The organism is Brevundimonas sp. ALps5 (assembly GCF_058681645.1).
This window is the reverse complement of record NZ_CM178744.1, coordinates 2,313,469-2,337,152: the sequence shown is the minus strand read 5'-3', so window position 1 is coordinate 2,337,152 and position 23,684 is coordinate 2,313,469. Positions and strand designations below refer to the sequence as shown.

The 23,684-nt window shown below is 67.2% G+C and carries 21 protein-coding genes; 5 read left to right on the top strand and 16 right to left on the bottom strand.

The genetic code is table 11. The features are described 5' to 3' along the window. Nucleotides 1–42: 42 nt before the first annotated feature. The 6 genes from ACW172_RS11330 to ACW172_RS11305 form a co-directional block, all read right to left on the bottom strand. Entirely contained in the window at nucleotides 43–2,994 is a 2,952-nt protein-coding gene (locus ACW172_RS11330; protein ID WP_035305712.1) for a TonB-dependent receptor, read from the bottom strand. An 82-nt stretch (nucleotides 2,995–3,076) separates the two neighbouring features. After that, on the bottom strand, nucleotides 3,077–3,982 hold the full coding sequence (locus ACW172_RS11325) for a FecR family protein (RefSeq protein ID WP_052004696.1): 906 nt from the start codon (nucleotides 3,980–3,982) through the stop codon (nucleotides 3,077–3,079). A gap of 93 nt (nucleotides 3,983–4,075) precedes the next feature. Continuing rightward, nucleotides 4,076–4,576 carry an RNA polymerase sigma factor gene (locus tag ACW172_RS11320; protein WP_197019695.1) on the bottom strand — a complete coding sequence of 167 codons (501 nt, stop codon included), beginning with the start codon at nucleotides 4,574–4,576 and terminating at the stop codon, nucleotides 4,076–4,078. Nucleotides 4,577–4,934: 358 nt separating this feature from the next. Next, on the bottom strand, nucleotides 4,935–5,525 hold the full coding sequence (locus ACW172_RS11315; RefSeq protein ID WP_035305720.1) for a hypothetical protein: 591 nt from the start codon (nucleotides 5,523–5,525) through the stop codon (nucleotides 4,935–4,937). Further along, the gene (locus tag ACW172_RS11310) at nucleotides 5,522–6,019 is read right to left on the bottom strand and encodes a hypothetical protein (protein ID WP_155988050.1); all 498 of its coding nucleotides are present in this window, start codon (nucleotides 6,017–6,019) and stop codon (nucleotides 5,522–5,524) included. The genes ACW172_RS11315 and ACW172_RS11310 overlap by 4 nt, the downstream gene beginning before the upstream one ends. Nucleotides 6,020–6,039: 20 nt before the next feature. Next, entirely contained in the window at nucleotides 6,040–6,867 is an 828-nt protein-coding gene (locus tag ACW172_RS11305; RefSeq protein WP_035305726.1) for a DUF5677 domain-containing protein, read from the bottom strand. A gap of 98 nt (nucleotides 6,868–6,965) precedes the next feature. On the opposite strand from ACW172_RS11305, the gene ACW172_RS11300 reads away from it, so the two are divergent. Further along, nucleotides 6,966–11,018, top strand: a complete 4,053-nt coding sequence (locus tag ACW172_RS11300) for a helix-turn-helix domain-containing protein (protein ID WP_052004698.1) — start codon at nucleotides 6,966–6,968, stop codon at nucleotides 11,016–11,018. 18 nt (nucleotides 11,019–11,036) lie between these two features. Here ACW172_RS11300 and ACW172_RS11295 read toward each other — a convergent pair whose 3' ends face one another. Further along, on the bottom strand, nucleotides 11,037–11,960 hold the full coding sequence (locus ACW172_RS11295) for a HEPN domain-containing protein (protein WP_054764189.1): 924 nt from the start codon (nucleotides 11,958–11,960) through the stop codon (nucleotides 11,037–11,039). A 352-nt stretch (nucleotides 11,961–12,312) separates the two neighbouring features. Between ACW172_RS11295 and ACW172_RS11290 the strand changes: the two genes are divergently transcribed. From ACW172_RS11290 to ACW172_RS11280, 3 genes are all read left to right on the top strand, one after another. Continuing rightward, nucleotides 12,313–15,492 (top strand): hypothetical protein, encoded by a 3,180-nt coding sequence (locus ACW172_RS11290; RefSeq protein ID WP_054764190.1) that lies wholly within the window; start codon nucleotides 12,313–12,315, stop codon nucleotides 15,490–15,492. Nucleotides 15,493–15,577: 85 nt separating this feature from the next. Then, nucleotides 15,578–16,255, top strand: coding sequence for a hypothetical protein (locus ACW172_RS11285; RefSeq protein WP_054764191.1), 678 nt, complete (start codon nucleotides 15,578–15,580; stop codon nucleotides 16,253–16,255). 2 nt (nucleotides 16,256–16,257) lie between these two features. After that, nucleotides 16,258–17,295, top strand: a complete 1,038-nt coding sequence (locus tag ACW172_RS11280; RefSeq protein WP_054764192.1) for a hypothetical protein — start codon at nucleotides 16,258–16,260, stop codon at nucleotides 17,293–17,295. 443 nt (nucleotides 17,296–17,738) lie between these two features. Here ACW172_RS11280 and ACW172_RS11275 read toward each other — a convergent pair whose 3' ends face one another. Next, nucleotides 17,739–18,404: an HAD hydrolase-like protein gene (locus tag ACW172_RS11275; protein WP_199683725.1), complete on the bottom strand. Its 666-nt coding sequence runs from the start codon at nucleotides 18,402–18,404 to the stop codon at nucleotides 17,739–17,741. A gap of 106 nt (nucleotides 18,405–18,510) precedes the next feature. On the opposite strand from ACW172_RS11275, the gene ACW172_RS11270 reads away from it, so the two are divergent. Then, nucleotides 18,511–18,810, top strand: a complete 300-nt coding sequence (locus tag ACW172_RS11270; protein WP_054764194.1) for a hypothetical protein — start codon at nucleotides 18,511–18,513, stop codon at nucleotides 18,808–18,810. A 22-nt stretch (nucleotides 18,811–18,832) separates the two neighbouring features. Here the strand turns inward: ACW172_RS11270 and ACW172_RS11265 are convergent, their stop codons facing one another. The 8 genes from ACW172_RS11265 to trbF all read right to left on the bottom strand — a co-directional run bounded on the left by ACW172_RS11265 (nucleotide 18,833) and on the right by trbF (nucleotide 23,684). Then, entirely contained in the window at nucleotides 18,833–19,216 is a 384-nt protein-coding gene (locus tag ACW172_RS11265) for a helix-turn-helix transcriptional regulator (RefSeq protein ID WP_082382559.1), read from the bottom strand. Further along, complete coding sequence (locus ACW172_RS11260) at nucleotides 19,206–19,391, bottom strand: hypothetical protein (protein WP_054764195.1); 186 nt, start codon at nucleotides 19,389–19,391, stop codon at nucleotides 19,206–19,208. Before ACW172_RS11260 ends, ACW172_RS11265 begins: the two co-directional genes overlap by 11 nt. Next, nucleotides 19,388–19,585, bottom strand: coding sequence for a hypothetical protein (locus tag ACW172_RS11255; protein ID WP_231681368.1), 198 nt, complete (start codon nucleotides 19,583–19,585; stop codon nucleotides 19,388–19,390). The genes ACW172_RS11260 and ACW172_RS11255 overlap by 4 nt, the downstream gene beginning before the upstream one ends. Nucleotides 19,586–19,695: 110 nt before the next feature. Continuing rightward, the gene (locus ACW172_RS11250) at nucleotides 19,696–20,301 is read right to left on the bottom strand and encodes a lytic transglycosylase domain-containing protein (RefSeq protein WP_492031581.1); all 606 of its coding nucleotides are present in this window, start codon (nucleotides 20,299–20,301) and stop codon (nucleotides 19,696–19,698) included. Continuing rightward, nucleotides 20,298–20,801, bottom strand: a complete 504-nt coding sequence (locus ACW172_RS11245) for a S26 family signal peptidase (RefSeq protein WP_082382560.1) — start codon at nucleotides 20,799–20,801, stop codon at nucleotides 20,298–20,300. Before ACW172_RS11245 ends, ACW172_RS11250 begins: the two co-directional genes overlap by 4 nt. Then, nucleotides 20,798–21,976: a TraB/TrbI/VirB10 family type IV secretion system protein gene (locus ACW172_RS11240; RefSeq protein ID WP_082382561.1), complete on the bottom strand. Its 1,179-nt coding sequence runs from the start codon at nucleotides 21,974–21,976 to the stop codon at nucleotides 20,798–20,800. Before ACW172_RS11240 ends, ACW172_RS11245 begins: the two co-directional genes overlap by 4 nt. Continuing rightward, the gene (locus ACW172_RS11235; protein ID WP_054764198.1) at nucleotides 21,973–23,022 is read right to left on the bottom strand and encodes a TrbG/VirB9 family P-type conjugative transfer protein; all 1,050 of its coding nucleotides are present in this window, start codon (nucleotides 23,020–23,022) and stop codon (nucleotides 21,973–21,975) included. Before ACW172_RS11235 ends, ACW172_RS11240 begins: the two co-directional genes overlap by 4 nt. After that, the gene (gene trbF / locus ACW172_RS11230) at nucleotides 23,001–23,684 is read right to left on the bottom strand and encodes a conjugal transfer protein TrbF (protein WP_054764199.1); all 684 of its coding nucleotides are present in this window, start codon (nucleotides 23,682–23,684) and stop codon (nucleotides 23,001–23,003) included. Before trbF ends, ACW172_RS11235 begins: the two co-directional genes overlap by 22 nt.

Sequence of the window (23,684 nt, the reverse complement as noted above, 5' to 3'; positions counted from 1 at the left end):
CGCCGTCTGGCGTACGCTCGAAGCAGCTCGGGGCATGACGGCCTACCAGCGCTTGATCAGCTGGAACGCCGCGACCCGGCCAAGCGGACCCGCCTGCCCCGGATCGAAGCCGAAGCCTTGCGGGGAGTCATAGAAGGGCGGGTCCGCGTCGAAGACGTTCTGGATCGTCAGGGCCACCTCGACGCCCTCGGCCAATCCGGTTCCGACCCCCGCCCAGCGCAGCTGAAGATCGGCGGTCGTGAAGGCGTCGATGGTCCGCCCCGCCGCGTCGCGGTAGTCGGCGGCATGGTTGACGCCGATCCGCGTCGACCAGTCCCCGCGCGTCCAGGTTGCGGCGGCCTGGGCGCGGAGATCGACGGGGAAGCCCACCAACCCGAGAACGTCCTCGCGAACGGCCACCGGGGTCACCCGACGGCTGTAGTCCAGCAGGTAGGATGCCGAGAGGGAGAGACCGAAAGCGTTGTCTCCTACGTCGAAGTCGTAGCTGCCCGCCAGATCGATCCCCTCGACGTTCAGTTCGCCGGTGTTGGCCCATCGGCCGTCGAGGATCACCGAGTAGGACGACGCCGGATAAAGGGTTGGCGAGACGAAGCGCGGGTCGGCGAGGAAAGCCTGGACGCGAGCCAGATCGGCCGCATTCCCGGGCGTGAGACGGGTGACGAACGGCGACAGGCTCGGATCGACGAGGATGCTGGTGATGTTCTCCAGCGCCGGTCGACCGATCTTGTTCTCGAAACGGATGTCAAAATAGCCCGCGCTGAACCGCATGCCGGGCCGGGGCGCCCATTCGACCCCGAGGGTGAGGCTATCGGCCGTTTCCGGTTCGAGGTCGGTATTCCCGCCGGACTGCAGGATCGCCACGCGGCTGACCCCGGAGTCGGACACGGTCAGGGGACCGAGCTGGACCCGATCGAAGACTTCGGTGAGGGCGGGGGCGCGAAAGGACGTCCCCCAGCTGGCGCGAACCGTGAACGGGTCCGAGGGCTGCCAGATCAGGCCGATCTTGGGATTGGAGGTCGTGCCGACGTCGTCATAGTCCTCGGCGCGCCCCGCCAGGGTAAGCTCCAGACGCTTGATCCCGGGCATTGCATTGGCCTCGCCCACCAGCGGCGCCCGCACCTCCATGAAGACGGCGCCGATGTCGCGGACCTGGGGGTCGCCGATGGTGATGACCGGAGCCACGCCCGAAGCGAAGTTCTGGCTGCGACGGTTGAACTCCTCGCGCCGGAACGACGCGCCGATCGCAATCCGGAGGTCCCCGCCCGGCAGTCTCAGGGGTGAGCCGTCCAGCATCAGATTGGCGGAGCTGATACGGCTGCGGTAGCGGGACCAGGTGTAGCCCTGCGAGATAAAATCCAGAACCGCGTCGCCGTTGGCCCCGCCCGACCCGAAGGGATTGAAGTATCCGTCCCGGGCTGCGTTGTAGGAGGTCGCCGGATTGTCGACGGCGTTGCCCAGCGCTTCGGCGAGGAAGGTGCTGTTAAGCTGGTTGTTCGTGCCGCCTTCGCTGAGCTCCTCGGCGAAGGCGCCGTAGGCTTCCAGCGTCCAGTCCCTCGGCAGCGCGATCTCGATCCCGGCGGTCCCGCCGAGGCTGCGCGACATGCCGTAGCTCTCGGTCGGACCGAGGTCGCCGATGAAATTGTAGGCGATCAGGTGGGAGGCCGAACCGGTCGGCGATACGAAGAAGGGGTTGTTGCGTCCGATGGTGAGAATGCTCACGGGCGCGAGGTTGGCGTATTCGAACGTCCGCCGGCTGAAGCGGGCGTCGGCGGACACTTCGATGTGCGAACCGAGGTCTTGGCGGACGCTCGCATAAGCGCTGTGGCGCTCCTGGAGCGGGAGGATGTCGACGTCGGCCCGCCGGTTGCCGAGGTTGGCGCCGCCTGCCTCGAAGTCCGACGGCGTGCGCGCCGTGCCATCGGGACCGGGTCGGATCGCATAGGTGCTGCGATAGGCGCCGCGAGACGCGTCGAACACAACGATGCTGCCGGGCGGCCCGTAGAAGCTGCGGCGATCCGTGCCGCCCCAGGGCCTCAGATCGCCGGTGGCGGTGTAGTCGCGGTCCGCCGAGTTGAGCGCCGATTGATGCTGATACTCGTAGGACAGGAGCGCCGAGCCGGTCTCCCACCGCGTCCCGAACAGGTGGGACGCCAGCAGGTCCTCGCCCCCGCCTTGCGCCGCAGAGGCGCGCAGCCGGGTTTCCTGACCCTCATAGCTCCGCCGCAGGATGACGTTCACCACGCCGGCCACCGCGTCAGATCCATACAGGGCCGAGGCGCCGTCGAGCAGCACGTCCACGCGCTCGACCGCTCCACCCGGGATCGCCGAGACATCGGCGAACTCCCCCTTCATTCCGGTCCCCGCCAGGCGCCGCCCATTGACCAGAACGAGCGTCGCGTCCGCCCCGAGCCCTCGGAGGTTCACGCCCGTCGCCGTCGAGGTGTTGCTTCCTAGCGAGTCGGCGCCCAGCAGCAGGCTGTTGGGTGTCGCGTTGCCCGAATAGGACTGAGGCAGCCGAACGAGGGCGTCGGCGACCGTGGCGTCGCCGCGCCGGTCGAGGTCCGAGCGCGAGATCACGGTCACGGGGGACGGCGATTCCCCGGGGCCTCTCAAAAGCGTCCCAGTGACGACAACCTCGTCGATGACGGTGGCGTCGTCGGTCGCCGCCTGCTGCGCCGAAGCCCGGCGCAGAACTATCACGCCCGGCCGACTGCGCGACCAGACGACGCCGCTTCCGGCGAGCAGGCGATCCAGCGCCGTGTCCGGCGCATGCCGTCCGCTCAGTCCCGGTGTCCGAAGGCCGGCCACGAGGTCGGCGGTATAGAGCATCTGCACATTGGCCTGCCGGGCGTAGGCGATGAGCGCCGCGTCCAGCGAGCCGCTGGAAATATTGAACTCGCGGGCCTCTTGGGCCTGCACGTCGGTGGCGAAGGCCACGGCGGCGATGGGCACGAGCGCGACGCCGGCAAGCAGGCTTCGGGTGCAGATGGTCATGAGTTAGGTCCTCTCTGACGCAACGGCGCGTCGAACAGGAGACGCAGGGCCGTCATCTCATCTGAGTTGGAGCCTGAAATTTTTATCCGCCGACGGATCGCGCGGTGAGGCGGACGCCGCCGTCGGCCTGCGGCTGGGCGGTCAGACCGAAGAGATCCGAGACGGCCGCGACGAAGGCGTCCCTGTCACCCGTGGCGAAGGAGCCGTTGACCGCGACCTCCGATGCAGGCCCGGCCGCCAGGACAATCTTGTCCGGAAGGTAGCGATTGACCTCGGCGACGGCGTCGCGCAGCGGCGTGCCCCGGAAGACCAGGTGACCCTGCGACCAACTCGTCTCGACCGTCGCATCGACAGCAACCGGCGCAGGGTCACGACGCGATGTCTGGACCTGTTGCCCCGGGGTCAGGCGCCAGTTGCGGGTCTCGGCCTGGACATCGGTGACCGCGACCGATCCCTCGACGAGGGTCACACGCGCCCCGGTGGATTCGCGCCGGACGTCGAAGACGGTGCCCAGGGCCGTGACCTCCGTGCCCCCGGCCTCGACCCTGAAGGGGCGGGTCGCATCGTGGGCGACGGTGAACAACGCCTGACCCTGTTCGAGCACGATCCGCCGTTCGCCAGAGGCGAACCGCACCCTGATCCGCGTGTCCGTATCCAGCCGGACCTGGGTCCCGTCGTCGAGCGCGACGACCCGTTGGCCGCCGATCTCCGTTTCGTACAGGCCTCGCGTGGGCAACCAGAAGACCAGCGCTAGCGCCAGGGCGGCCACGGGGACGAGGACGACCGCGACCGGGAAGAGCCGTCTGGACCATTCGCGTTTCGTCCTTGGCCTTGAGGTCCGCAAGGTGGCCTGGGTCAGGTTCTGGATGTCGCCATCCGACGAGAGGGATCCCGTGCTCCGCCAAAGACGCTCGACCTTGTGATAGGCCTCCACGTTGCCAGCGGTCTCGCGCCACGTCTTGAACGCATGGAGCGTGTCGGCGGACACGGGGCGTTCCCCGAGTCGGACATGCCACTCGACCGCTTCACGGTCCGCAACGCCTGTCGCGCTCTGCGGGTCGCTCATGGCGTTCCCCATCGGCTACAGCCGCAACTGGGCTGCGCAGTACTCGAGCGCCTTGATCATCCGCCATTGGACCGTGGTCACGGGGATGTTCAGCCGCTCGCCTATCTCTTGATACTCCAGATGCGCGAAACGGCTCAAGACGAACACGTCCCTTAGTCGGGGCGGCATCGTCATAACGATCTGCTTGAGAAGGACCATGTCGATCTGAGAGGCGGGATCCACGAGCGGATCAGGGTCCAGCCGATCGTTGGCCCCGAGAGGCGCTGGCCCCCGCCGCCTGGCCTTATCAATGATCAGGTTGTCGACGATCTTCAAAAGCAGCGCCTTGGGATGCTCGATCAGACCCTTGCGACTGTATGGCGCGGCCCGGATCCAGGCCTCCTGGGCGAGGTCCTCGGTTTCGTCGCCGAAGCGCTGCCTCAGCCGCGCCGTGAGCCAACCGGAATAGGCGCGATAGAGATCGTGAAGGCCGTGATCGGCCTCCTTGTCTCCCACACCTCCAGTTCGATCCGACACGGGCTCGCCTCCAGATGATGAGGCGAGCCCGGCCGAAGCACCGGGTGTTGAGACCATGCTTGAGGCATGCGCCGACGCCTTTAGCCCCCAAGTCGTTGTCCGAGGGGCCTGGACATACGCGCCAGCCACACCGCTGCCGCGGAGCGAAGATGTAGAATGATCGTCTCAAGCGAGGTTCTCACGCCTCGGCGCCGCCCGAAGGCGACGCACTCAAAGCTTGAATCATGGCGGCGGGGTTTGCAAGCGGTGGCGCATTGGGTGCGCATGTCATCCACGACAAGCCAGCCGCGCGAGCCTCACCGCGCCTAAGCGCCCCATCGGGACACGCGCGTCTTGTCTGAATTCGCTGTCGCGGTCTTCAGGCGGTGAACGGTCTCATCGATGCGACCTTGCGTATCCGATCGACGACCTCCTTCGCCGCTCGCTTGGCCTCCCCTCGTTTCATGCCCTTTCGGCGCAGCTTCAGGGCGGTGTGGGCGAGGAAGAGCCGGTCCCAGGTCGCCTTGAAGCCCGTGTCCGCCACCTCGACGATGATCTTCGGCTTCTGTGGATCGTCCTTGAGACGATCCCCTGGCCGGCCAGGTTGCACATAGAGGCCGCGATTCTGGAGGATCTGCTCCACGATGACCCCATGGTTCTTGTTGAGATCGAATTCCACCATCACCACTGCTTCCACCGGGCGAAGAAGGGTCAGGATGAGGGTCACCGTCTCCTCACGGTGCGGAAGCCTACCCCACTGGACCCGGACGTCTCCCGGCGGCCCATGGTCGTGAGCTGCGATCGCCGCGTCGATATCGGGACGCTCCGTGGTGTCGAGGATGACCAGGGGAAACATCCGACCGTCGCCCACCCCCACGGTGGCGAGCGATCCGTCGGCGATGATCGGCGCGATCAGCTTCTCGTGGCTATGGTTCAGGGCGATCATCGCCTTGCGGAACGCTCCGATCATCGGAGACTCCAGGTCAGCATGTGGGTCTCGAGCGTCGTCTTCTCCTGATGCGTATCGGTCGCGACCAGCTCGTAGCCCTCGATGGTCGAGCCCTTCAAAAGGTCGGCGGCGACCGCGAACCGCACCCAACCTTCGACGGTGTGATGGGCGTCGATGCGCAACGGCATCAGGAGCATCGGCACGCTCTCGTCGGCATTGGGGATCGCCGGCGCCAACAAGGTCAACGGAATCTCGCGGCGGTGGCGGATGCACAGTTCCAGCCCGGCGACACTGTTGGCTGTGTCGGTTGGGTTGGCGATCTGGAGGTGGATGGCGAACGATCTCTTCCCGTCGATGTCGGAGACCTTGGAGTCGATGAGGCGGAGATCCAGCCGGGGCGCGCGACGGGCTTCCTGCCGCTCCGCCAGTCGCTGAGCGCGGTGCGCAGTGATCCAGCTCATGATCGCAACGACAAAGGCGGCGAGGGAGACGAGACCGGTCGCGATGGCGATCACGTCAGACGAGGTGAGACCTTTCATCCGATCGCCTCGCGCTTGCGGGCGATGCGCACTTCGGCAGCCGCATCCTGTGACGCCCTGAAAGGCCCATAGTCGGCCGAGATTTCCCCGAGGCGAGTGTTGTTCTCCTCATCGCCGACGATCTGGGTGAAGGCGACTCCCAGGGCGATCCCGATCATCAGGATGCGATCGAGCGTGTCGGCGATCCGCTCGGGATCCTCGGGACCGACCAGATAGCCGTTCCAGCTCTCACCGTCGTCAGCCATCCTCATGTGCCGCTGCAGGGACTTGCCGGAGGGGTGAACGGCATCGTCCGACATCACGCGATAAAGGAGGTACAGGTGTCCCAGAGGGCCGAGCTCCGCGAGCTTCGAGATGTTCAGGTTCGACACGGATCCGATGCTGTCCACAACATCCTGAAGCATCGCGGCGTCCGCGGACATACCGCTGCGGAGGATCGTTTTCGCCTGCCCCTTCTTGGCGGCGGCGGCATCCTCGATCATCACCGCGCGCGCCTTGTCCGGATTGTCGTGAAGCGCGGCCATCAGCAGGGTGTTCTCCAGCAGTCCGCGCGCCAGTGTCCGCGCCTCAACATCCATGCCGCGTTCGGCCATCAGCACCGCTCCCTGCAACTGGGCGCAGGACCGATGCAGGAGAAGCAGGGCCATCGGCTCGCGGTCGAACGGCATGCCCCGCACGGTTTCGCAGGCCGCGGTGGCGGCCTTCTGAAGGCAGGCATTGAGGGCTTCGACGAGTTCGAACCCGAGGGCGTTGCCGTTCCGCCTGGCCTGGATGCGGTCCGAGATCGCCGTCGACAGAAAGCCTGCTTCGTTGAAAGTCGTCATGCTGCGGATAACACGGTCGTCCCGTCTTGAAGGCAAGGGTCGTCTCTCCCTACCTAGGATTCACGCCCAGGGCGCACGGGGAGGGACTATTCGGCGGGATGACGCAGCAAGGGTTCAGCGCGAAGGACATGGTCGGGGCCCGCGCCTTGTTGGCGTGGTCGCAAGCTGACCTGGCCAAGGCGGCGAATATTCACCCCAGCGAGGTCGCTGACTTCGAGCTCGATCGGCGTGAGGTCAGGCCTGCCGCCATCGAGGCCATGACTGAGGCGATCGCAGACGCCGGCGTCCGGAACGACGATCAAGGCCTCAGCCTCATTGAAGATCCCGCTGCGCCGACCCCCTTCTCCGGCGGGAACCCGACCCGCTTGATCGAGGCTTCCGACCTCGTCGTCTGGGCCGACAGCCGCGACGGCCAGGCTGGCATGCCCGAGCTTCTGAGCCGTTTGATCCGCGCCGAGCGCGGGGTCGCCGCCAGAGTTCGATTCCCGTCCGGCGACAGCGTCGCTCAACATGGCTGGGACGGCGAGGTCCGCGTTGTCGGCGCGTCGGTCAGGATTCCGGATGGCCAGTCGGGGTGGGAAACCGGGACCGACCAGAACAAGAAGTCAAAAGCCGATGGAGACATAGAGGCCCGAACGACGGATCACGGCGACCTCGACCCGGCGGATACGACGTTCGTCTTCGTAACGCCCCGTCGTTGGGCAAAGCAGAAGGACGTCTGGGCCAAGGCGCAGCGCGCCAAGCGCATCTGGAAGAACGTCCTGGCCTATGACGCCGACGACCTGGTGGACTGGATCGAGTGCCATCCCGGCGTCGGCCAGTGGCTCGCAGTCCGCCTTGGCAAGCGCCCTAGAGATCTGAAGTCACTCGCGGACCTCTGGGCGGACTGGTCGGGCGCGACCCAGGTTCCGTTGAGCGGAGAGCTTACATGCATCGGACGCGACGAGGATGCTGCGGTCGTCCTGCGGTGGCTTTCGGCCCCCGCCTCAGAGCCGCTGTTCGTTCAGGCCGAGTCCGTCGAAGAGGCGGCGGCCTTTTTCCATGCGACGATCGAGATGTTGCCTGATCGGTACTATCGCGCCGTGGAAACCCGCGTCCTGGCGCCGGAAACATCGGCAGCGGCGGCGGAGCTTGCCGACGGCCTGACGCCGCTCATCCTCATCCTCAACGAGACGGAAGCCGGCGTCGCTCAGCGGCTCTCTCGAAAGGGCCATTATATCTACGTCGCCCTGGGCCCGAACTCGGAGGCGCCTGACTCAGCGCGTCGGTTGGCGAAGCCGACCCGGAACCAGCTGCAGCAAGTGTTGGAGCGGATGGGCCTCGAGTACGGCCAGGCGCAGAATCTCTCGCTCGACGCCGGCCGTAGCCTCGCCGTCCTTCGCCGTCTCATGCCTGCGGCACCGGGCAGCCGTCCATCCTGGTCGATCCCGCAGCCGCCTCGTCCGATGCTGGGTGCGCTTCTCGCCGGCGGATGGCTCGAGACGCTGGACGGCGACAAGGCCGTCATCGAACAGCTGGCCGGCGTCCCGTACGAAGAGGCCGTCAGAGCGCTCGGGCCATACGCGACCGCTCTGGACGGGCCTCTGCGCAAGCGCGAAGACGCGTGGCGACTGAAATCGCCTCGCGACGCCTGGACCCTCCTCGCGCATAGTCTGACGGCTCCGGACATCGACCGCTTCCTGTCCGTCTATTGCGAAGTCTGCGCCGAGATCGATCCGACATGGGACATGGCGCCGGACGAGCGCTGGCTGGCTCCCATTCGGAACATCCACCCGCGTTTCTCGTCATTCCTGAAACAGTCGATGACGGAAACGATGGCGCTTCTGTCGTTGTACGGCGACCGGGCGGGTCTGGTGGACGGCGTCGAGGCGAAAGTCGCCAGGTCCCTCACCACAATTCTGGACGGCGCCACGGAGGCGATCTGGTGGTCCCTCGGACCCGTCCTGCCGAAGCTGGCGGAGGTCGCGCCTTCGGCCTTCCTTGGCGGCATCGAACGTGCGCTCGGCCCGACGCCCAGCCCACTGATCGCCTTCTTCGAGCCCGAGACGTCGACCCACACCGTCACGCGGCTTCCCCAGCTGATGTGGGCCTTGGAAAGACTGGCCTGGGATCCGGCTCTTCTGCCTCGGGTCGCCGACGTCCTGGCGCGGCTCGATGCGCTGGATGGGGGCGGCAACAACGTCGCCCGTCCGAAGCAGGTTCTCACCACGATCTTCCTGTCGTGGTCTCCTCAAACCCACGCGACGCTGAAGCAGCGGCTGGCCGTCATCGACGGCCTGCGCAAACGACATGGAGACATCGCCTGGGATCTCATGATCTCACTCCTGCCGCGCTCGCACGCGATCACGATGCCGACGTCGTCTCCGCATTGGCGCAAGGCCGCGCCAACCGACCGCGAGGCGTCGCCTGAGACGGTCGTCCACGACTGCGTCGTAGAGGTCTCAGACCGGCTGATCGAGGATGTCGGCAATCGGCCAAAGCGTTGGAAGGCTCTGCTCAAGGCCATGGAGCTCCTTCTGCCCGACGCTCGGGCTGGGATCGGCCAGAAGTTGCTGGAGGCGGAGCCGACGATCATCGGCGAAGAGGATCGCGACTTCACGCGCACGGCCCTTCGGAAGGTCCTGGCTCGCCACCTGGAATTCCAGGACGCGGACTGGTCGATCCCGGCGGATGAATTGACGGTCTTCCAGACCACCCTCGAGCGGTTCAAACCCGAGGATGTCCTCTGGAGGCATGCCTGGCTGTTTTCCAACGGCACCGGCTGGATGGGTTCCGTGCGCGAGTGGCGTCAGTCGCTGGACGAAGCGACCGCCGCCCGTGCGGCGGCCTTCGAGGAGATCGTCGAGGTGCGCGGAATCGACGGCGCGCTGGCCCTCCTCGACCGATGCGATCAACCCCGGTGGGTGGGAGAGGCGGTAGCGCACTCGCCCGCCGCAGCGTCCTGGCGGTCAGACTTCATCGAACGCGGACTGGCCTCCGATGACGGGCCGCTCTGGCAGGCCGCAGCCGAAGCGATCGGCCTTCTACGCGAGAAGGAAGGCGGCGCCGATTTCGTCACCCGCCTGCTGCCGGCGCCGGCCCCCCAACTGGACGAACGCGTGGTCGGACGCCTGCTCCACTTCCTCCCGGCGCGCCCCGAGACCTGGTCGGCGGTCGCGGCCTACGGCCTCTCGTCAGAAGATCGCTACTGGCGTACTCTCGCGGGGTGGGCGGTGGCTGAGACCAAAGAGGAAACCGAGCACGCGATCCGGCGCTTCAACGTCGTCGATCGCGCTCGTGACTCTCTCCATCTGATCGGAAGCCGCCTTGAAGTCGACCTCGATCCAAAGCTGATCGTCGAGACGCTCCACTTGGCGCTGAAGACGATGAACCAGGCGAGCGAGGACACGAACGAGCCGGTGATGCGGCTCCACTACCTCACGCGGATCCTCGCCCACCTCGAAAACCATCCCGAGGTGTCGGACGAAACCTTGGTCCTGCTCGAGTGGTACTACTTCCACATGCTGCGGTACTCCGAGCGACCCAGCCCGGCTTTACACCGCGAACTGGCGAGGAACCCGGACTTCTTCCTCCAGGTGCTGACCATGGTCTTCCTGCGGGACGACGACGGCGGCGGCGCAGACGAGGACCTCCCGGGCGGACCCGCGACGCCGGAACAGCGGGCCGCCATGGCCCGGCACGGCTACGATGTGCTGGATGCTTGGAACCGCATCCCCGGCGCAGACGACAAGGGGCGGATCGACGGCGCCGAACTCGAGCGGTGGGTCACGGAAGTGCGCCGCCGCGCGTCGGAACTGGGACGCAGCCTGCCGGCTGACCTCCGGATCGGCCGCATCCTCGGGATGAGCGCAAAACCAGCCGGCGAGGTTTGGCCTCCCATCGCCATCCGCGAGATTCTCGAGAGCGCAGGATCAGAGACCCTGGAGGATGCTTTCGTCTCGGGTGCGTATTCATCGCGCGGAGTGATCACCCGTGACCTGAGGGAAGGCGGTCGCAAGGAGCGGACGCTGTCTGACCGCTACAGAGATCACTCGTCGGCGATGGCGTCAGACTACCCCGTCACCGCCCGGCTACTGAATGACATCGCCGATATCTACGACGGGCGGGCGAAGCGCGAAGATGACGAGGTCGAGGAGCGGAGCTGGCACTGAGATGCCAGCCGAGCGTGATCAGCTTGCTGCGCCTCGAAGCTGATTGAGGCGCTCGCGGCAGACTTCGGCGACGACGGCCCCGAGGCGGCGGGCCGAAATCGCCAGCATTTCGAGGTCTTCCCGGCTGACATCGTACTGGTCCGAATAGCGGGCCTCGACATAGGCGCGCTTCAGCGTCTCGAACCGCCGCCGTTCGGCCCGCTGCTCACGCGGCCACGCCTCGACAAGGCGCTTGTCGATGTCCTCGGCCAGCGACCTCAGGAACTTGATGTTGTGGGACCGCGGGAAATAGAACGTGTGGACGAGCAGGAAACAGATGTAAGCCGCCTCCACAGTCTGGTGGAGTTGGAACGCTGCGTTCTTACGCCTCGAAAGCGTCGACTCCTGCGCCAGCAGGTGCGCGACGGTGTCGAGCCAGACTTCAATGTCCGCCTGCTTCGTATCGAAGTACCGCTGCGCCATCTCCAAGGCGTCAGCCGGCGTCATCGGCTTGGGAGTCGCCAACGGATGGCCCGGCAGCTCGTAGAGCATGACCCCGTCGCGGGCGATGTCGGTCCAGAAGTATTCGCCGCGTCCGAGAGCCTGGTTCACCTCGGCGAGGTCGTGCACGATGATGTTGACGATCCGGCCAACCGACGGGTCGTGGAGGATCTTATTCTCGGCCTCCCACCAGTAGTCGGCGATGTCGGTCAGCTTGGGGTGGCTGACGATGACCAGCAGATCAAAGTCCGAGAGGTAGCCGTTGTCCGGTTCGTCCACCCAGTCGGTGCGGGCGTAGCTGCCGAACAGGATGATCTTGAGGACCTTGCCGCCCTTGCGCCAATCCGACGTGCCGCCCGCGCCTTTCCGGAGCGCCGCTTCGAACTCCGTCAGCAGGGTCGCGCGGACGTGCGCCAGCTCCTGCTGCTGACGTTCGGGGAGATGGTCGAGGGTCGTTTTCATCGCGATGACTCTAGCGAGAAATTCGCGTTCTGCCGGATATATTTTGGCCGACCGGCACAGATACCCACGAAGCTAGGCTGGAGGCCGCACAACCGTTAGTCTCACTCCGAGAGCGGCGGTCACGCCGGTGGGATCATCGCTGAAAACCACCCTAGAACCTGCCCCTCGCGCCACAGAGGCCGTCGCCAGGGAGCCGCGCATTCTTCGAGTCTTCGCCCACCTCGCCAACCTCACCCAAGGACTGGCCGCACTTCGAAAGCCGTCGCTCCAGCGGATCACGACACGGCTCCACCGCGAGCATCTCCGGCGGAACGTCGCGTCCGCCGGGCTGCGGCATGGATCGGGCCGTCGCATGCTCGCGTTCGTCCGTCGACACTGGCGGGTGTCGCTCCTTGTGGCGATCGCCCTCTACGGCGTTGTCGGCACGATCACCGCCCTTGTGCCGCCCACCGATTACGGACCGCAAATACCGGGCGATCTGGCCGACTATTTCCGCGATCTCCAGACCATCAACCTGGCCCTGCTGGGCGCGCAGGCGACCTTGCTGGGCCTGGTCTATCCCCTGGTGATCGCCTTGGTCGGAATGCTGTTTGAGACGCGGTCCTCGACCGGCCACCGGCTTCAGATCTATTTCTCCGAGACCGAGGCGGCTTCCGTAGGCGGCCTGGCGCTGACCTACATCGCCTTCGTGGCCCTGCAGTCGCTCCTCTACGCCCAGCTCGAGCTCAAGGTCGTCGGCGCGATCACCGTGCTCAACGTGATCTGGTTCGCCATCAATCTCCTGGGCCTGGCCTTCTTTGTTCTGAGAAGCCTGGATTTCATCCAGCCGACCCGCCGCGTTCGACTGACGCGGAGCTACATCGCCAACATCGCCTGGCGCGATCAGTTGCGCGGCCTGATGCTCGCGAACCGCTGGGTGAACGCCGCGAGGTACAAATATCTGCCCGAGGACGCGGCCGAGTCCGAGTTCACCATCACGCCTTTCATCAGCGACGCCGACCTCGTCGCCCGCGAATTCTCCAGCCCACGCCGGCTGCGTGACATCCGCTTCGGCGTACTGTCCGTGGCCCTCAAAGCCAGAACGAAGCGCGCTTCGGCCGAGGACAAGGAAATCCGCACGACGTTAGCGGGATGGCCCGGTCAGGACTACGCCAGCCGCGCGGTCCTGGTTCGAGGCGTGGGTGAAGCGAGCTGGTCCGAACGCCGGCTATTCCTCGCCGCCTTCCGGTTCGGTCCCGTCTCACACGCGGACCCAATCCCGACGACCGAGGGCCTTCTGGCGGAGGGCGCCGCCGATCTCGTCTCGCTGTTCGATGCTGGTCGGCTCGATGATTTCAAGGCGCGCCTGAGGGAACTGCTCGAACAGCACGCGCTCTACTATCAGCTGGCGCAAACGCCCCAGAACCCCGGCGACCCACCCTTCAACTACGGCGCCATGGACGCCGGTTTCCAATCGCTCGCGATGGAATGGGTGCGCGCCTACATCCCCTTGCTGGACCGTCTTGCGGAACGGCTGAGCAGCGACCCCAAGTTTCTGGAGAGCGCGGCCTCGCTTGCCGCCCGGCTTCAGCACCGTGTTGGGAGCGCTCCGCACGAAGCGACCCGCGCATTGTTCTTCCCGACCATGTATCTGGTGCGCGGCCTGCTCCTCACCGCGACGCGCAGTCGAACCCTGTCGCCAGGGACGACGCCCGAGCCGACCTTCGCGTTCTCGGGTCCGAAGGCGGACGCCTATACCCGCGCCTGGCAAGATGTTGTCGGGGGCTGGGAGACCTTCGCCGAAGCTCTCGCTCCGCTCGGGACCAGCAAGCCGGCGCCAGGATGGCCCCAGATCCGGGCCCTGGCGCCGGGTTTGGCGCGACATCTGCGCGACACGGCGATGATGGTCGCCGTGGCGGCTCAATCCGGCGAGACCATCGCCATCCGCTGGACCATCGATCTCATGCTCAAATGGGACGAGCGCAATCGGCGGATCTGGCCGACGTCAAGCCAGGGTTGGGCCGTCGGGCGCGCACTGCCTACTCTGGAGCTGACGTCCCGGGAATGGGAGGCCGTGCCCGCCTCTCTCTACCGTCACGACGATCGCCCCGCAGAACCGATCGATGTCTTCGACGCGGCGATCGAGAACGCCTGGCGAGACACCCTTCTGGTGCTCGTCTGCAGCCTGATCGGACGCTCCGTTTCTCCCGCTCCCGGCGTGGTGAATGACGGCGCGGCCATGGCCGCCTGCGCCCTGTTCCAGAATCGGGAGTTCGACGCCGGCGCCTCCTATCACCCGCGTTCCGCCCCGCTGGTCACGGAGGAAATCCTGCGCTCGATCCTCCGCCTCGTCGGCGAGTCCGGTCGTGACGACGCAGCCTACGGGCGGTCCATCGAGGAGCTCGCCGAGCAAATCAGCCGCCTGGAGGGGCCGAACTACATCTCCGGTCGGGTCTATGGGTGGTCGGGAGAGGCGTCTCTCTGGGGTCAGAACACGACCCATGGCCTGCTGATCGCCGCCAGCCTGAATACACTGCCCGCCGGAAGAACGGGCAAGATCGGCGTGTCGGGCACGATCAGAACCCTTCTTCTGCCAGCCTCCGATGAAGCGCGACGAGCGATCATCCGGCATCTGGAGGGAATCCGCGATGCATTGCCCGGGATCGATCGTGTCCACGGAGCGGGGATAGCGTCCGCACTGACCGCATCCGTGATCGATGTGCCCGAGCTCGAGACACGTCTGGACCGGGTGCGGGAGTGGTTGGAGGAATGCCTTTCGCTCATCCACGTCGCGCGTGAGCAGGTCCTGTTGTCCGCTCCAGTCGACACCGCCGCGCTGAGGGCGATTTCCGACGCCGCCCAAACCAAGGGCTTCTCCAAGGCAGAAGGGGCCTTCCCGGTATCGGCCTTCGCCGTGATCGATCAATCCTCCGACGCTCTGAAGCCTAGGGTCTATCGCCAGACGCACGTCCGCCGAGGAAGCTACGTCTTGCCCCCGATGGACGACCGGATGGGCAGCGAGGGAGAGTGGTGGGCGCACGAACTCGTGGGTCGCGTGGGCGAGATCGTGCTTCTCGATGTGCTCGAGGCCTCCACCCCGTCGCGACGATCCCCGCGCAGCGCAGCGACCTATTGGAAGGCTCTGTCCGAAGCGCTCGAGGCCGTGCGCGCGACCGGGCAATCACCCGTGGTGATCCGGCCTCATCGGCAGGACCCTAAATGTCTCTGGGACTGGACCCACGGCAGCGGCGATCGCCCATCGGACTTCGCCTTCGTGCGCCAGCCGAATGAAGACGACAGCTACGACTTCCATCTCAACGGTACGCCCGTCTACTCGTCGAGAGCCGCGAACGGAGCCACATGGGTGTTCGGCGTGGAGCGGCTGGATCGGCTGACGTTCCAATCCTTCGGCGAAGAGGGTCTGACGAAACTGACGCTGGAGCCGGATGCGGCGAATCCGTGGTCGGCCTCCCTGCGTCTTGAGTGGGCACGCAGGGTCCGCCTGTCCGACGGCCCGGCGTTCCGCATCTCGCACCCCAAGCCATCGTCGTGACAGCCCGGCGATCGCGTTCCCGCCATGGACGGCGCTCGGCCGTGTTCCTACAGTTGCCCCACCTGAATGTTCGGAAGGTCACGCAGTGACAGAGGCGCTCCTCAATCAACTGGTCGAAACGGTAGAGGCGCACTACGCCGCCCCCGAGGCGCCGCCGCTGCTCGCATCGCGCTTTGGGCATAGCAACAAGGCCCTCCTGAACGACCTGAAGGGCGCCTATGGCGGACTGCTGGCTGCCGTCCGGGCCGCCGGCGAGGACCGCCTCAGGATCGCCGACACCCGCCCCGGGCGGGAGGTCATCGCGCCGGCGGACCGGGCCGCCGATATCGGCAATGAGGTGCAGCAACTGTCTGCGACGGCGCGGGCGGCCGGCTCCAGTTTCGACAGTCTTCCGAAGTCCGTTCAGATCGCCTTCTGTGTTCGGACCGAGGCCGGGGAAGTCGTCACCCTTCGTGTGACCTCGCCCTACGACTACAAACGCATCAAGGCCGGTGAAATGGTTCGGCCCGGCTTCCGCATCATCGCGGAAGAATATCGCAAGCCCGGTCTCGCCCTCGCTTCAGCCACCGTCCAGGACAAGCAGGCTTTGTGGCGACAGTTCCTCGCCTGGGCCCAGCAGGAGCAGCTCGACCCTGCGACCTTCCAGGCCGCCAAGAAAGACAGCAACGCCCTGGCCCGGTTCCTCGCCGCCCAGCCTTCGGACATTATCGGCCGCATCGTCATTCCGGCCGATATCGCAGAGATGCTTCTTCGGCGGAGCTAGGCGTGGCGGGGAAGGTCAAGACCAAGGCGAAGCCTGTTTCGCGAGCGAAGACACGCGGCGTCGCCGGCCGAGCGCCGCTGCTTGTGCTCGCGGGCTTGCCGCAAGCCAGCGCCGCCGCCGCCGCGAACACGATCAACAACGACGGAAGGACGCCGTGGCGGGCGACTACGGTCGCCTTCCCGGATCGCGACCCCGTTTACGACGTCGCAGCCGTCGAGGAGCTCGCTGCTCAGGTTCTCGCCTATGCCAGGGAGAACTATCAGGGCGAAGAGAACCCGGTGAACCCGACCCGCATCGTTCTCGCCTATGTCGACGATGAGTGGACCCAACCGTTATGGGAGGTCTTCGGCAGCGCCGTCTTCCCGATACGCATGGCGGACCCTGGCTGGGAGTGGCCGGACGGTCGCCCATGGCGTTTTGACGCTGATGCCGTGCATGCAGCCGTGAACCGCGCACGCGTCACCGCCGAAAGTGAGGAGGTGAACGGCACCCGGCGAAGGCTCGAAGCCCATCGTCGCGACGATCCGTTGCTTCTGCCGGCCCGAAACTTCGAGCTGGCCCGAAATGCGGTGTTTCATGACCGCTTCCTCGCCCTGCTGGAGAGCGGGATCGCACCTGCGGACATCGCCGCGATCGACGAGGACGTCGAGCGCCGCAAGTTCCCGTTCAAGCATCTGCCGAAATTCTACGCCAAGACAGGCGGGCAGAATAAGAGCTTCGCAATCGACCGACGCGACCTCGTCTTTGCGAAGGCTCATGTGGGCCAGGACGGAGGGGTCCACGATATCCCTGCGGACGCCGAAGAGGACCTGACCGCGGCCAGGCTGCGTCGGGAACTTGAAAGCCGCTTCCGGTTCGGGACCCCGCTTCAGCCCCCCGGCTTTCAGCACGATGTTCAGAGGGAGTTCGGCACCCCTCTGGTCCGGGAGCGCATGTTCTGCATCGATCGCGGCCCGGTGCATGTGTTTGGGGATCACGCCAACGTCTTCGGCAGCGACATGATCACCGCACACCGGATCGAAGACGCCCAGAATGAGTAAAGGGCGGGTGCTGGTGCACCCGCCCGATACATAGTCGCGTTATCTTCGTTTACCGCCGATTCAGTTGAGGTCTCAACTGCGTCGGCCCCAAAGCTCCAAGGCCCTATGTCCCCAGTGCCCGGTTTCAACGGATCCAAGATCCTCGGCGACGGCGAGAGAGGTGTTATCCCCTCGTCAGTCCCGTGCACTTCCACCAAAAATGGCTCAGGTGCGAATTAGGATAACGCAAAAACCTGCGTACTATTTAGGCGCAAACCGCCTTCACGACAAGCCGCACGCTTTAAAGCGCGCTGTGGAGGTGCGCCGGGCGTTGAGAACATGTGAGATTCGCACGCGCTCACGCCTTTAGCCGAAGCCTGTACATACGCGTGAGCCGCACCGGGCGGCGCCATTCTAACGTAGAGACAGGCCGACAGGTAGGTCGCGGCGATCGTGAACCGTCGTCAGGCCAAGAGCACAGCGGCAGCCTCGGCCGGCGTATGGACCATGTAGTCCGGCACGGCGGCGCTGAGAGCCGAGGCCGCTCCGTATCCCCAGGACACGGCCATGGCGGCCACATGAACGTGGTGCGCCGCTTCGATGTCCCGCACCTCGTCGCCGACGGCGCAGACGCGGGCCGGTTCGACATCCAGTTTACGGATCAGGGAAGAGAAGCGCGCCCCCTTGCCGAACAGCGACGCGCCGCAGCTAAAGGCGGAGATCAACGCCGCCGATGGCCCGAGCACCGCGCGGACGTTCTCTTCGCTGTTGGAGCTGACCACGGCAGACCGGACGCCGCCGTCATGCAGCCGCCGCAGAAGATCGGGGACGCCTTCGAACAGCGCGATCTGGTGCGCCTCATCGGCCATTCGCTTGCGCAAATCGGCGGCGATCCCCGGCAGGCGGAGCGGCGACACGCCCAACGCCTTGACGACGTCTCGGGTCGGCAGGCCCCGAAGACGTTCGATCTCCGCCACATCGGGAGACCGGAAACGATGAGCCTCGGCGAGGCTCGGCAGCTGGGCGATGAACCATGCCGCGCTGTCGGCGAGCACGCCGTCGAAGTCGAACAGGACGAGTTTGTATTGGGCCATTCGGATCGCCATAGCGGGAATACGGTCGGCGGGCACGGGGTCCCGCCCCGCTACGTCCCGCTGGCGATAAGAAACAGGGTGAATGGGGCCGTTAACGGCGACGCTTAAACGAGCCTTCAGCGCCTCGCACTAGGTGTCGGGAATGAGCTTCCCCGTCGCCAGACCCGATCGCCGCATTCTCGCGCGCCGCCGGTGCGCCGAACAGTGCGTCATCGAGTACGGCCAGGGAGAGACAGCGCCCGGGGTGCTGCGCCAGCTCGATCTGCACGGCGCTCGCGTCAGATTGCTCCAACGGGGCGCCTCGCTCTCGGGCGATGTCCGCATCCTCACGCAGGCCGGCGACGAGGTTTTCGGCGCGACGGCCTGGCGCATCGGCGACGTGCTCGGCGTGCGGCGGCACTCCCGATCCGAAGCCAGGATCAGGGCGCTCGGGGCAAGCTGAACCCCGCACTAGACCCAAGGCGCTAGAAGTCGAAGCCAAGCTGACCCTCTGCAATGACAGGGCCGCTCCGACGCCGGGGGCGCGACTTCGGCTTGCTTCCTCGCGGTGACGGCGACGGGTTCGGCTTTGCCGTCGGCGTCGCGATGACGCGGTCTTCGCGAGGACGGGGCGGCGTCGGCCTGATCGGTCGTGTCGCCGGCTGGGGTTCCGGTGCCGTGGAACCGCGGCTCTCGTTCCAGCGGGCGATATCGCGCTCGCGCCAGGCCACCCGTCCGGGCGAGATCGACACCGGCTCCGGAAAGTCTCCGGCCTGACGCATGCGCCAGGCGGTCGTGCGGCCGAGGCCCGTCAGGTCCCGGACCTGCCGCCAGCCCAGGAACCGCTCGAGCCCGTCGTCATGGGCCATGACGCTGCTCCAGAAGCGCCGTCGCGCGATCCCCCATGACCGAGGCGAGCGCCGCCGCATCGTTGGCCGCGTCCAGGGGATCCCGGCTCCACCAGACCAGCAGCACGGCCTTGAGCGGATAGCTGACCGTCGGATCGTTCATCAGGGTCTCGAGACTGGGGCGGGTGGTCGTCATGGGGTCGCCTCCCGACGCCGGGCCTCCCGCCGCAGCCGCTGGCGCTCGCTGGATGAGGCGGCGGGCGCCGTGATCTGGGCCTCGGCCCAGGTCTCCAGCAAGTCCAGCGGGTAGTAGGGCTTGTTTCGGATGTGCCGGCACGGCGGGCCGCCCGACCCGGTCGAATAGGCGCGCGCCAGGGTCGTCGGCTTCATCCGGATGCCTTTGCCCTCCAGGAATACGGACGCCTCCGCGCGGGTCAGGAGCGTCTCCCGGGGCGACGACGCGGCCGCCTCCGCGCCGTCATGAGGGGCCGTCGCGAAGGTCACAGCCCGGCCTCCGCCGGGACGCATTCCCGCGACGATCGCACCCCGCGCCCCGCCGTGAGCGCCAGGTAGCAGTTGATCACCGAGACGACGTAATTCTGGGTCTCGGTGATGTTCGGGATCCGGCCCAGCCGGGCGACCCGATCCGGTCCCGAATTATAGGCCGCGAGGGCAAGGCGGAGGTCGCCGAAGCGGAGGATCTGCCGGGCCAGATAGTCGGCCCCTCCCCGCAGATTCTCATAGGGATCGAAACGGTCGCGCACGTCGAGATCCGCGGCGGTGCCCGGCATCAGCTGGGTCAGGCCGCAGGCGCCGGCGTGAGAGCAGGCCTGGGCGCGATAGGCGCTTTCCACCACGACCAGGGCATGGAGCAGCTTGCGATCCAGACCATGCCGGTCGGCCGCTTCGGCGATGGCGTCGGCGAAGGGCTGGTCAAGGTCCGCCAGACGAACGGCCTCGAGGCCAGCGGCCTCCGGTGCGGGTGCTTCCGGAACGACGCCCACGAACAGGTCGCCGCCGGCCGGACGCCAGTCGACGCGGGTCTGGGCCGCGACCGGCGTCGCCGCCATGGCGATGACGGCGGCAAGAGGAAGAAGGTGGCTCACCATGTCAGGGTCTCCCGATAGACGCCCTCGATCTGGGCGGTCCTCACCGGCCCGAAGTACCGGCTGTCCAGGCTGGACGGCGTATCGCCGAGCAGAAGTCGTTCGTCGGCGGCGAGCCTGCGACAGCCTCGCCAGGCCGGAAGCGCGACGCCCGCGCTATCCCGGGCGTGGATGCGGACGGTGCGCATCGGCGCGATCAGCCACCGGCCGTCCGAACACACCATCTCGCCGCCCGTCGCCGCCACCCGTTTGATCAGCCGCACCTCGCCGGGCATCCCCTGGCGCGAGAGATAGGGCCGCACGATCTCGGGCTGACGAATGGCGACCACCGCGCCGCGCTCGATGTCCCGGGCGTCGGCGCGGACATAGACGCCCCGAGGCAGGCTCGGGCTCTCATTGATCAGGGCGACGGCGGGCCGCTGCGCCGCGACCCCGCCGACGGCGAAGAGGCCGACGGCGGGCGCGACGGCCGCCACGAGAAGACAACGAAGACGGGTCATCGGCGGTACGGCTCCAGAATGAGGTCGCGGGTGATCATCACCCGAACCGGAGCCCCCGCCCGGACCCTTATGGACGGCTGGACGCCGAGCTCGCGATCGACGAGCCGTCCGCCGACCTGGGAGGCCTCGATCGAGGCTGCGCTCCCCGCACTGGCGGCGAACGAGCGGTCCTCGGATCCGCCGCGCGCCAGTTCGCCCAGGGTCGTGATGGCGCCCGCGAACAGGGTCGCCACGCCGAGCGGCAGAAGCCTTCGATCCACCTCTCCCCGCACGCCGACCGCGCCCTGCGCGTCCACGCCCGGTTCTTCGGACAGGATCAGGCTCTTGCCGTTGGGAAGGATCAGCCGATCCCAGACCAGGAAGGCCCGACGGTCGCCGTGGGCGCTCTCGCCTTCGTGGCGTCCGATCAGGCGCGTCCCCTGCGGGACGACGAGATGGCGACCGGTGATGGAGTCGAACACATTCTGGCTGACCGTGGCCACGACCGGGCCGGGACGCGAGGTGTCCACGGCCGTCAGCAGCACGCCCGGGATGATGGCGCCGGCCTTCAGCTCATAGGGGGAAACCGGCGCCAGGAGGCCGTGGGGACTGTAGATCGCGCCATAGTCCCGCATCGCCGGGGACGGCGGCGCATCCGATCGCCCGCCTCCGGCCGGAGCGGCGGCCCCGCTCGACGGGCCTCCGAAGAACAGCCCGGACGCCGCCGCCTGCTCCACCGGTCGCGGCCCTCTGGGCGTCGCGGCGTATGAGGGCGCCGGCACGCGAGCGGGCGGCGGCGAGGCGACGGGAGGTTCATCTTCCGGCGTGGCGCCCCGGCGCTCCGGCAAGGCGTCCGCCCGGGCGAGCCGGTCATAGCTCGCGGGCTGGTCGGTCACCCGCTCCGAGGGTCGAACGCTGCCCCGGGCCTCGCCCGCGCCACCGGCCTCGGCGGCGTCCCGGGCCTGACGCGTCATCTGCGGCTGGACGACGAAGGCCCAGGCGAGCGAGCCGGACACAAGCAGGGCGGCGACCATCACCGCGCCCTGGACGACGAGCTTGCGGATGCGGACGGCGCCCGGCCGCGGCGCCCGGCCCATCAGGGGCGGCGGAGGCGCCTTGGGCGTCGCTGTCGGGGTGGACGGAGGCGGGGCGACGTCGTCGCGAGGGGTGTCTGGAGAGAGATTGGGATCGGTCATCGGGCGGCTCCCGGAATGCGACGGATGCGGACGATTTGCGGACGACGGTCTCCGAGCCGGAGCTCGGCTTCGTCGAACAGCCTGTCGACGATCAGGACGCCGTCTGCCTGCCGGTAGTTGACCAGCTGGAGTTCCTCGCCGGCCCGGACGAAGAGGGCCGGCGCCTCATCGATCGAGGCTCCCGGCGACAGGGTGATGAAGGTCCGTGCGCCGTCATTGAAGACGGCGGTCGGAGCCCAGCGCGGGGAGCGGCCTCGCGCCTCGATCCTGTAGCGGGCGTCGAGGGGCCCCTGAGGCGTCGCCGCCTGCACATCGACCGGCGGCAGGCCCGACAGCGGGTCGGCGACCGGGCGGCTCGAGGCGGCGAAGCCATAATCCCAGGCGATGGCGGCGTTGAAGGCGTCGGCGGCGCCGCTGCGCAAGGTCAGGAGATAGACCCGCTGGCTGGTGGTCAGGACGAGGTTGGTCTCCAGACCCGCCTGCAGGGGTTTGATCAGGACATGGGTCCGGGCGGAGGCGCCGGCGCCCGACTGGCTCTCGCCGATCTGCCAGCGCACCGTATCCCCGGCCGCCTTGGCCGTGACCGTCTCGCCCGGCGCCAGGGTGAGGGTCGTGACCCGCAGGGGGGCGGTCCAGACCTCGTAGACCCGACCGTCGGACCAGCCGAACACCTGGACTCCGCCCACGAAGCCGTCGGCGCTGGAGGCGGCGCGAGCGGATCGATTGGCTTGTGCGATCGCGGCGCGTCCGGACGGCGTCTCCGGCGGCGGCGTCTCGGCACGACGTCGACGCGGCGGCTCCGCCTGGGCGACCGCCTCGAGGTAGGGTCGTGCGGTGGAGTCCGGCTCTACGGGAGGCGGAGCCGGGTCCGCCTCAGACGAAAGGACGGGCTCGGGCGCGACTTCGGGGGTCGGGACCTCGGGCGTGATCGCCTCGGCCAAAATGACGGGGTCGGCGTCCGGCCCTCGCAGCAGGGCGCAGCCGGAGAGCGCGATAGCGGCGAACGCCGAAAGGGCGGTCACGCTCAGGAAGCGTCGGGGGTCCATGAGACATCCTCGATCTTGAGGCCAAGGGGATTGCGCATCAGCTCGGCCTCGTTGCGCGGCGGCTGATGGGCGACGGTGATCAGGGCGCGCCAACGCTCGGCCCCGGCCTGCTGGCCGTTCACGAACCGGGTCTCACGCCATTGCAGGTCGAAGGTGCGGTCGCTGCGGCGGACCACGTTCAGCACCTCGACATTGACCGCCTCGCGGCCGGCCTCCGCGAACGGATCATTGGCCTGGGCCCAGTCGTTCAGAAAGGCCGAGGCCTTCGGCGTGAGGAGGTCGTAGGCGCGCAGCCAGTTCTGCCGGATCACGATCGGATCGATCGATTTCGACCGAACGTCCCGGATCCATTGCGCGAGGGCATAACCGGTCTGGGCCTCGGTCGGTTCGTACCGGCCGTCCAGGGCCGTGATCCTCTGGGTCTGCCCCCAGTCGGACACCTCCACGACGAAGGGCCGCACCACCGCCCGATCGGCCTGGACCCACCAGCCGGCGCCGAGAAAGGCCGCCAGCGCGAGGTTGGCCAGGGCGATACGGCGCCAGTTGCGGGCATGGGCGATGGAGAGCCCCATCCGGTCGTCCCAGACCTGGCCTGCCCTCTGGTAGGGAGTGGCCTCGGGCGACGCAGTCAGGGCGCGCTTGGGCTTGAAGAAGGGATGCAT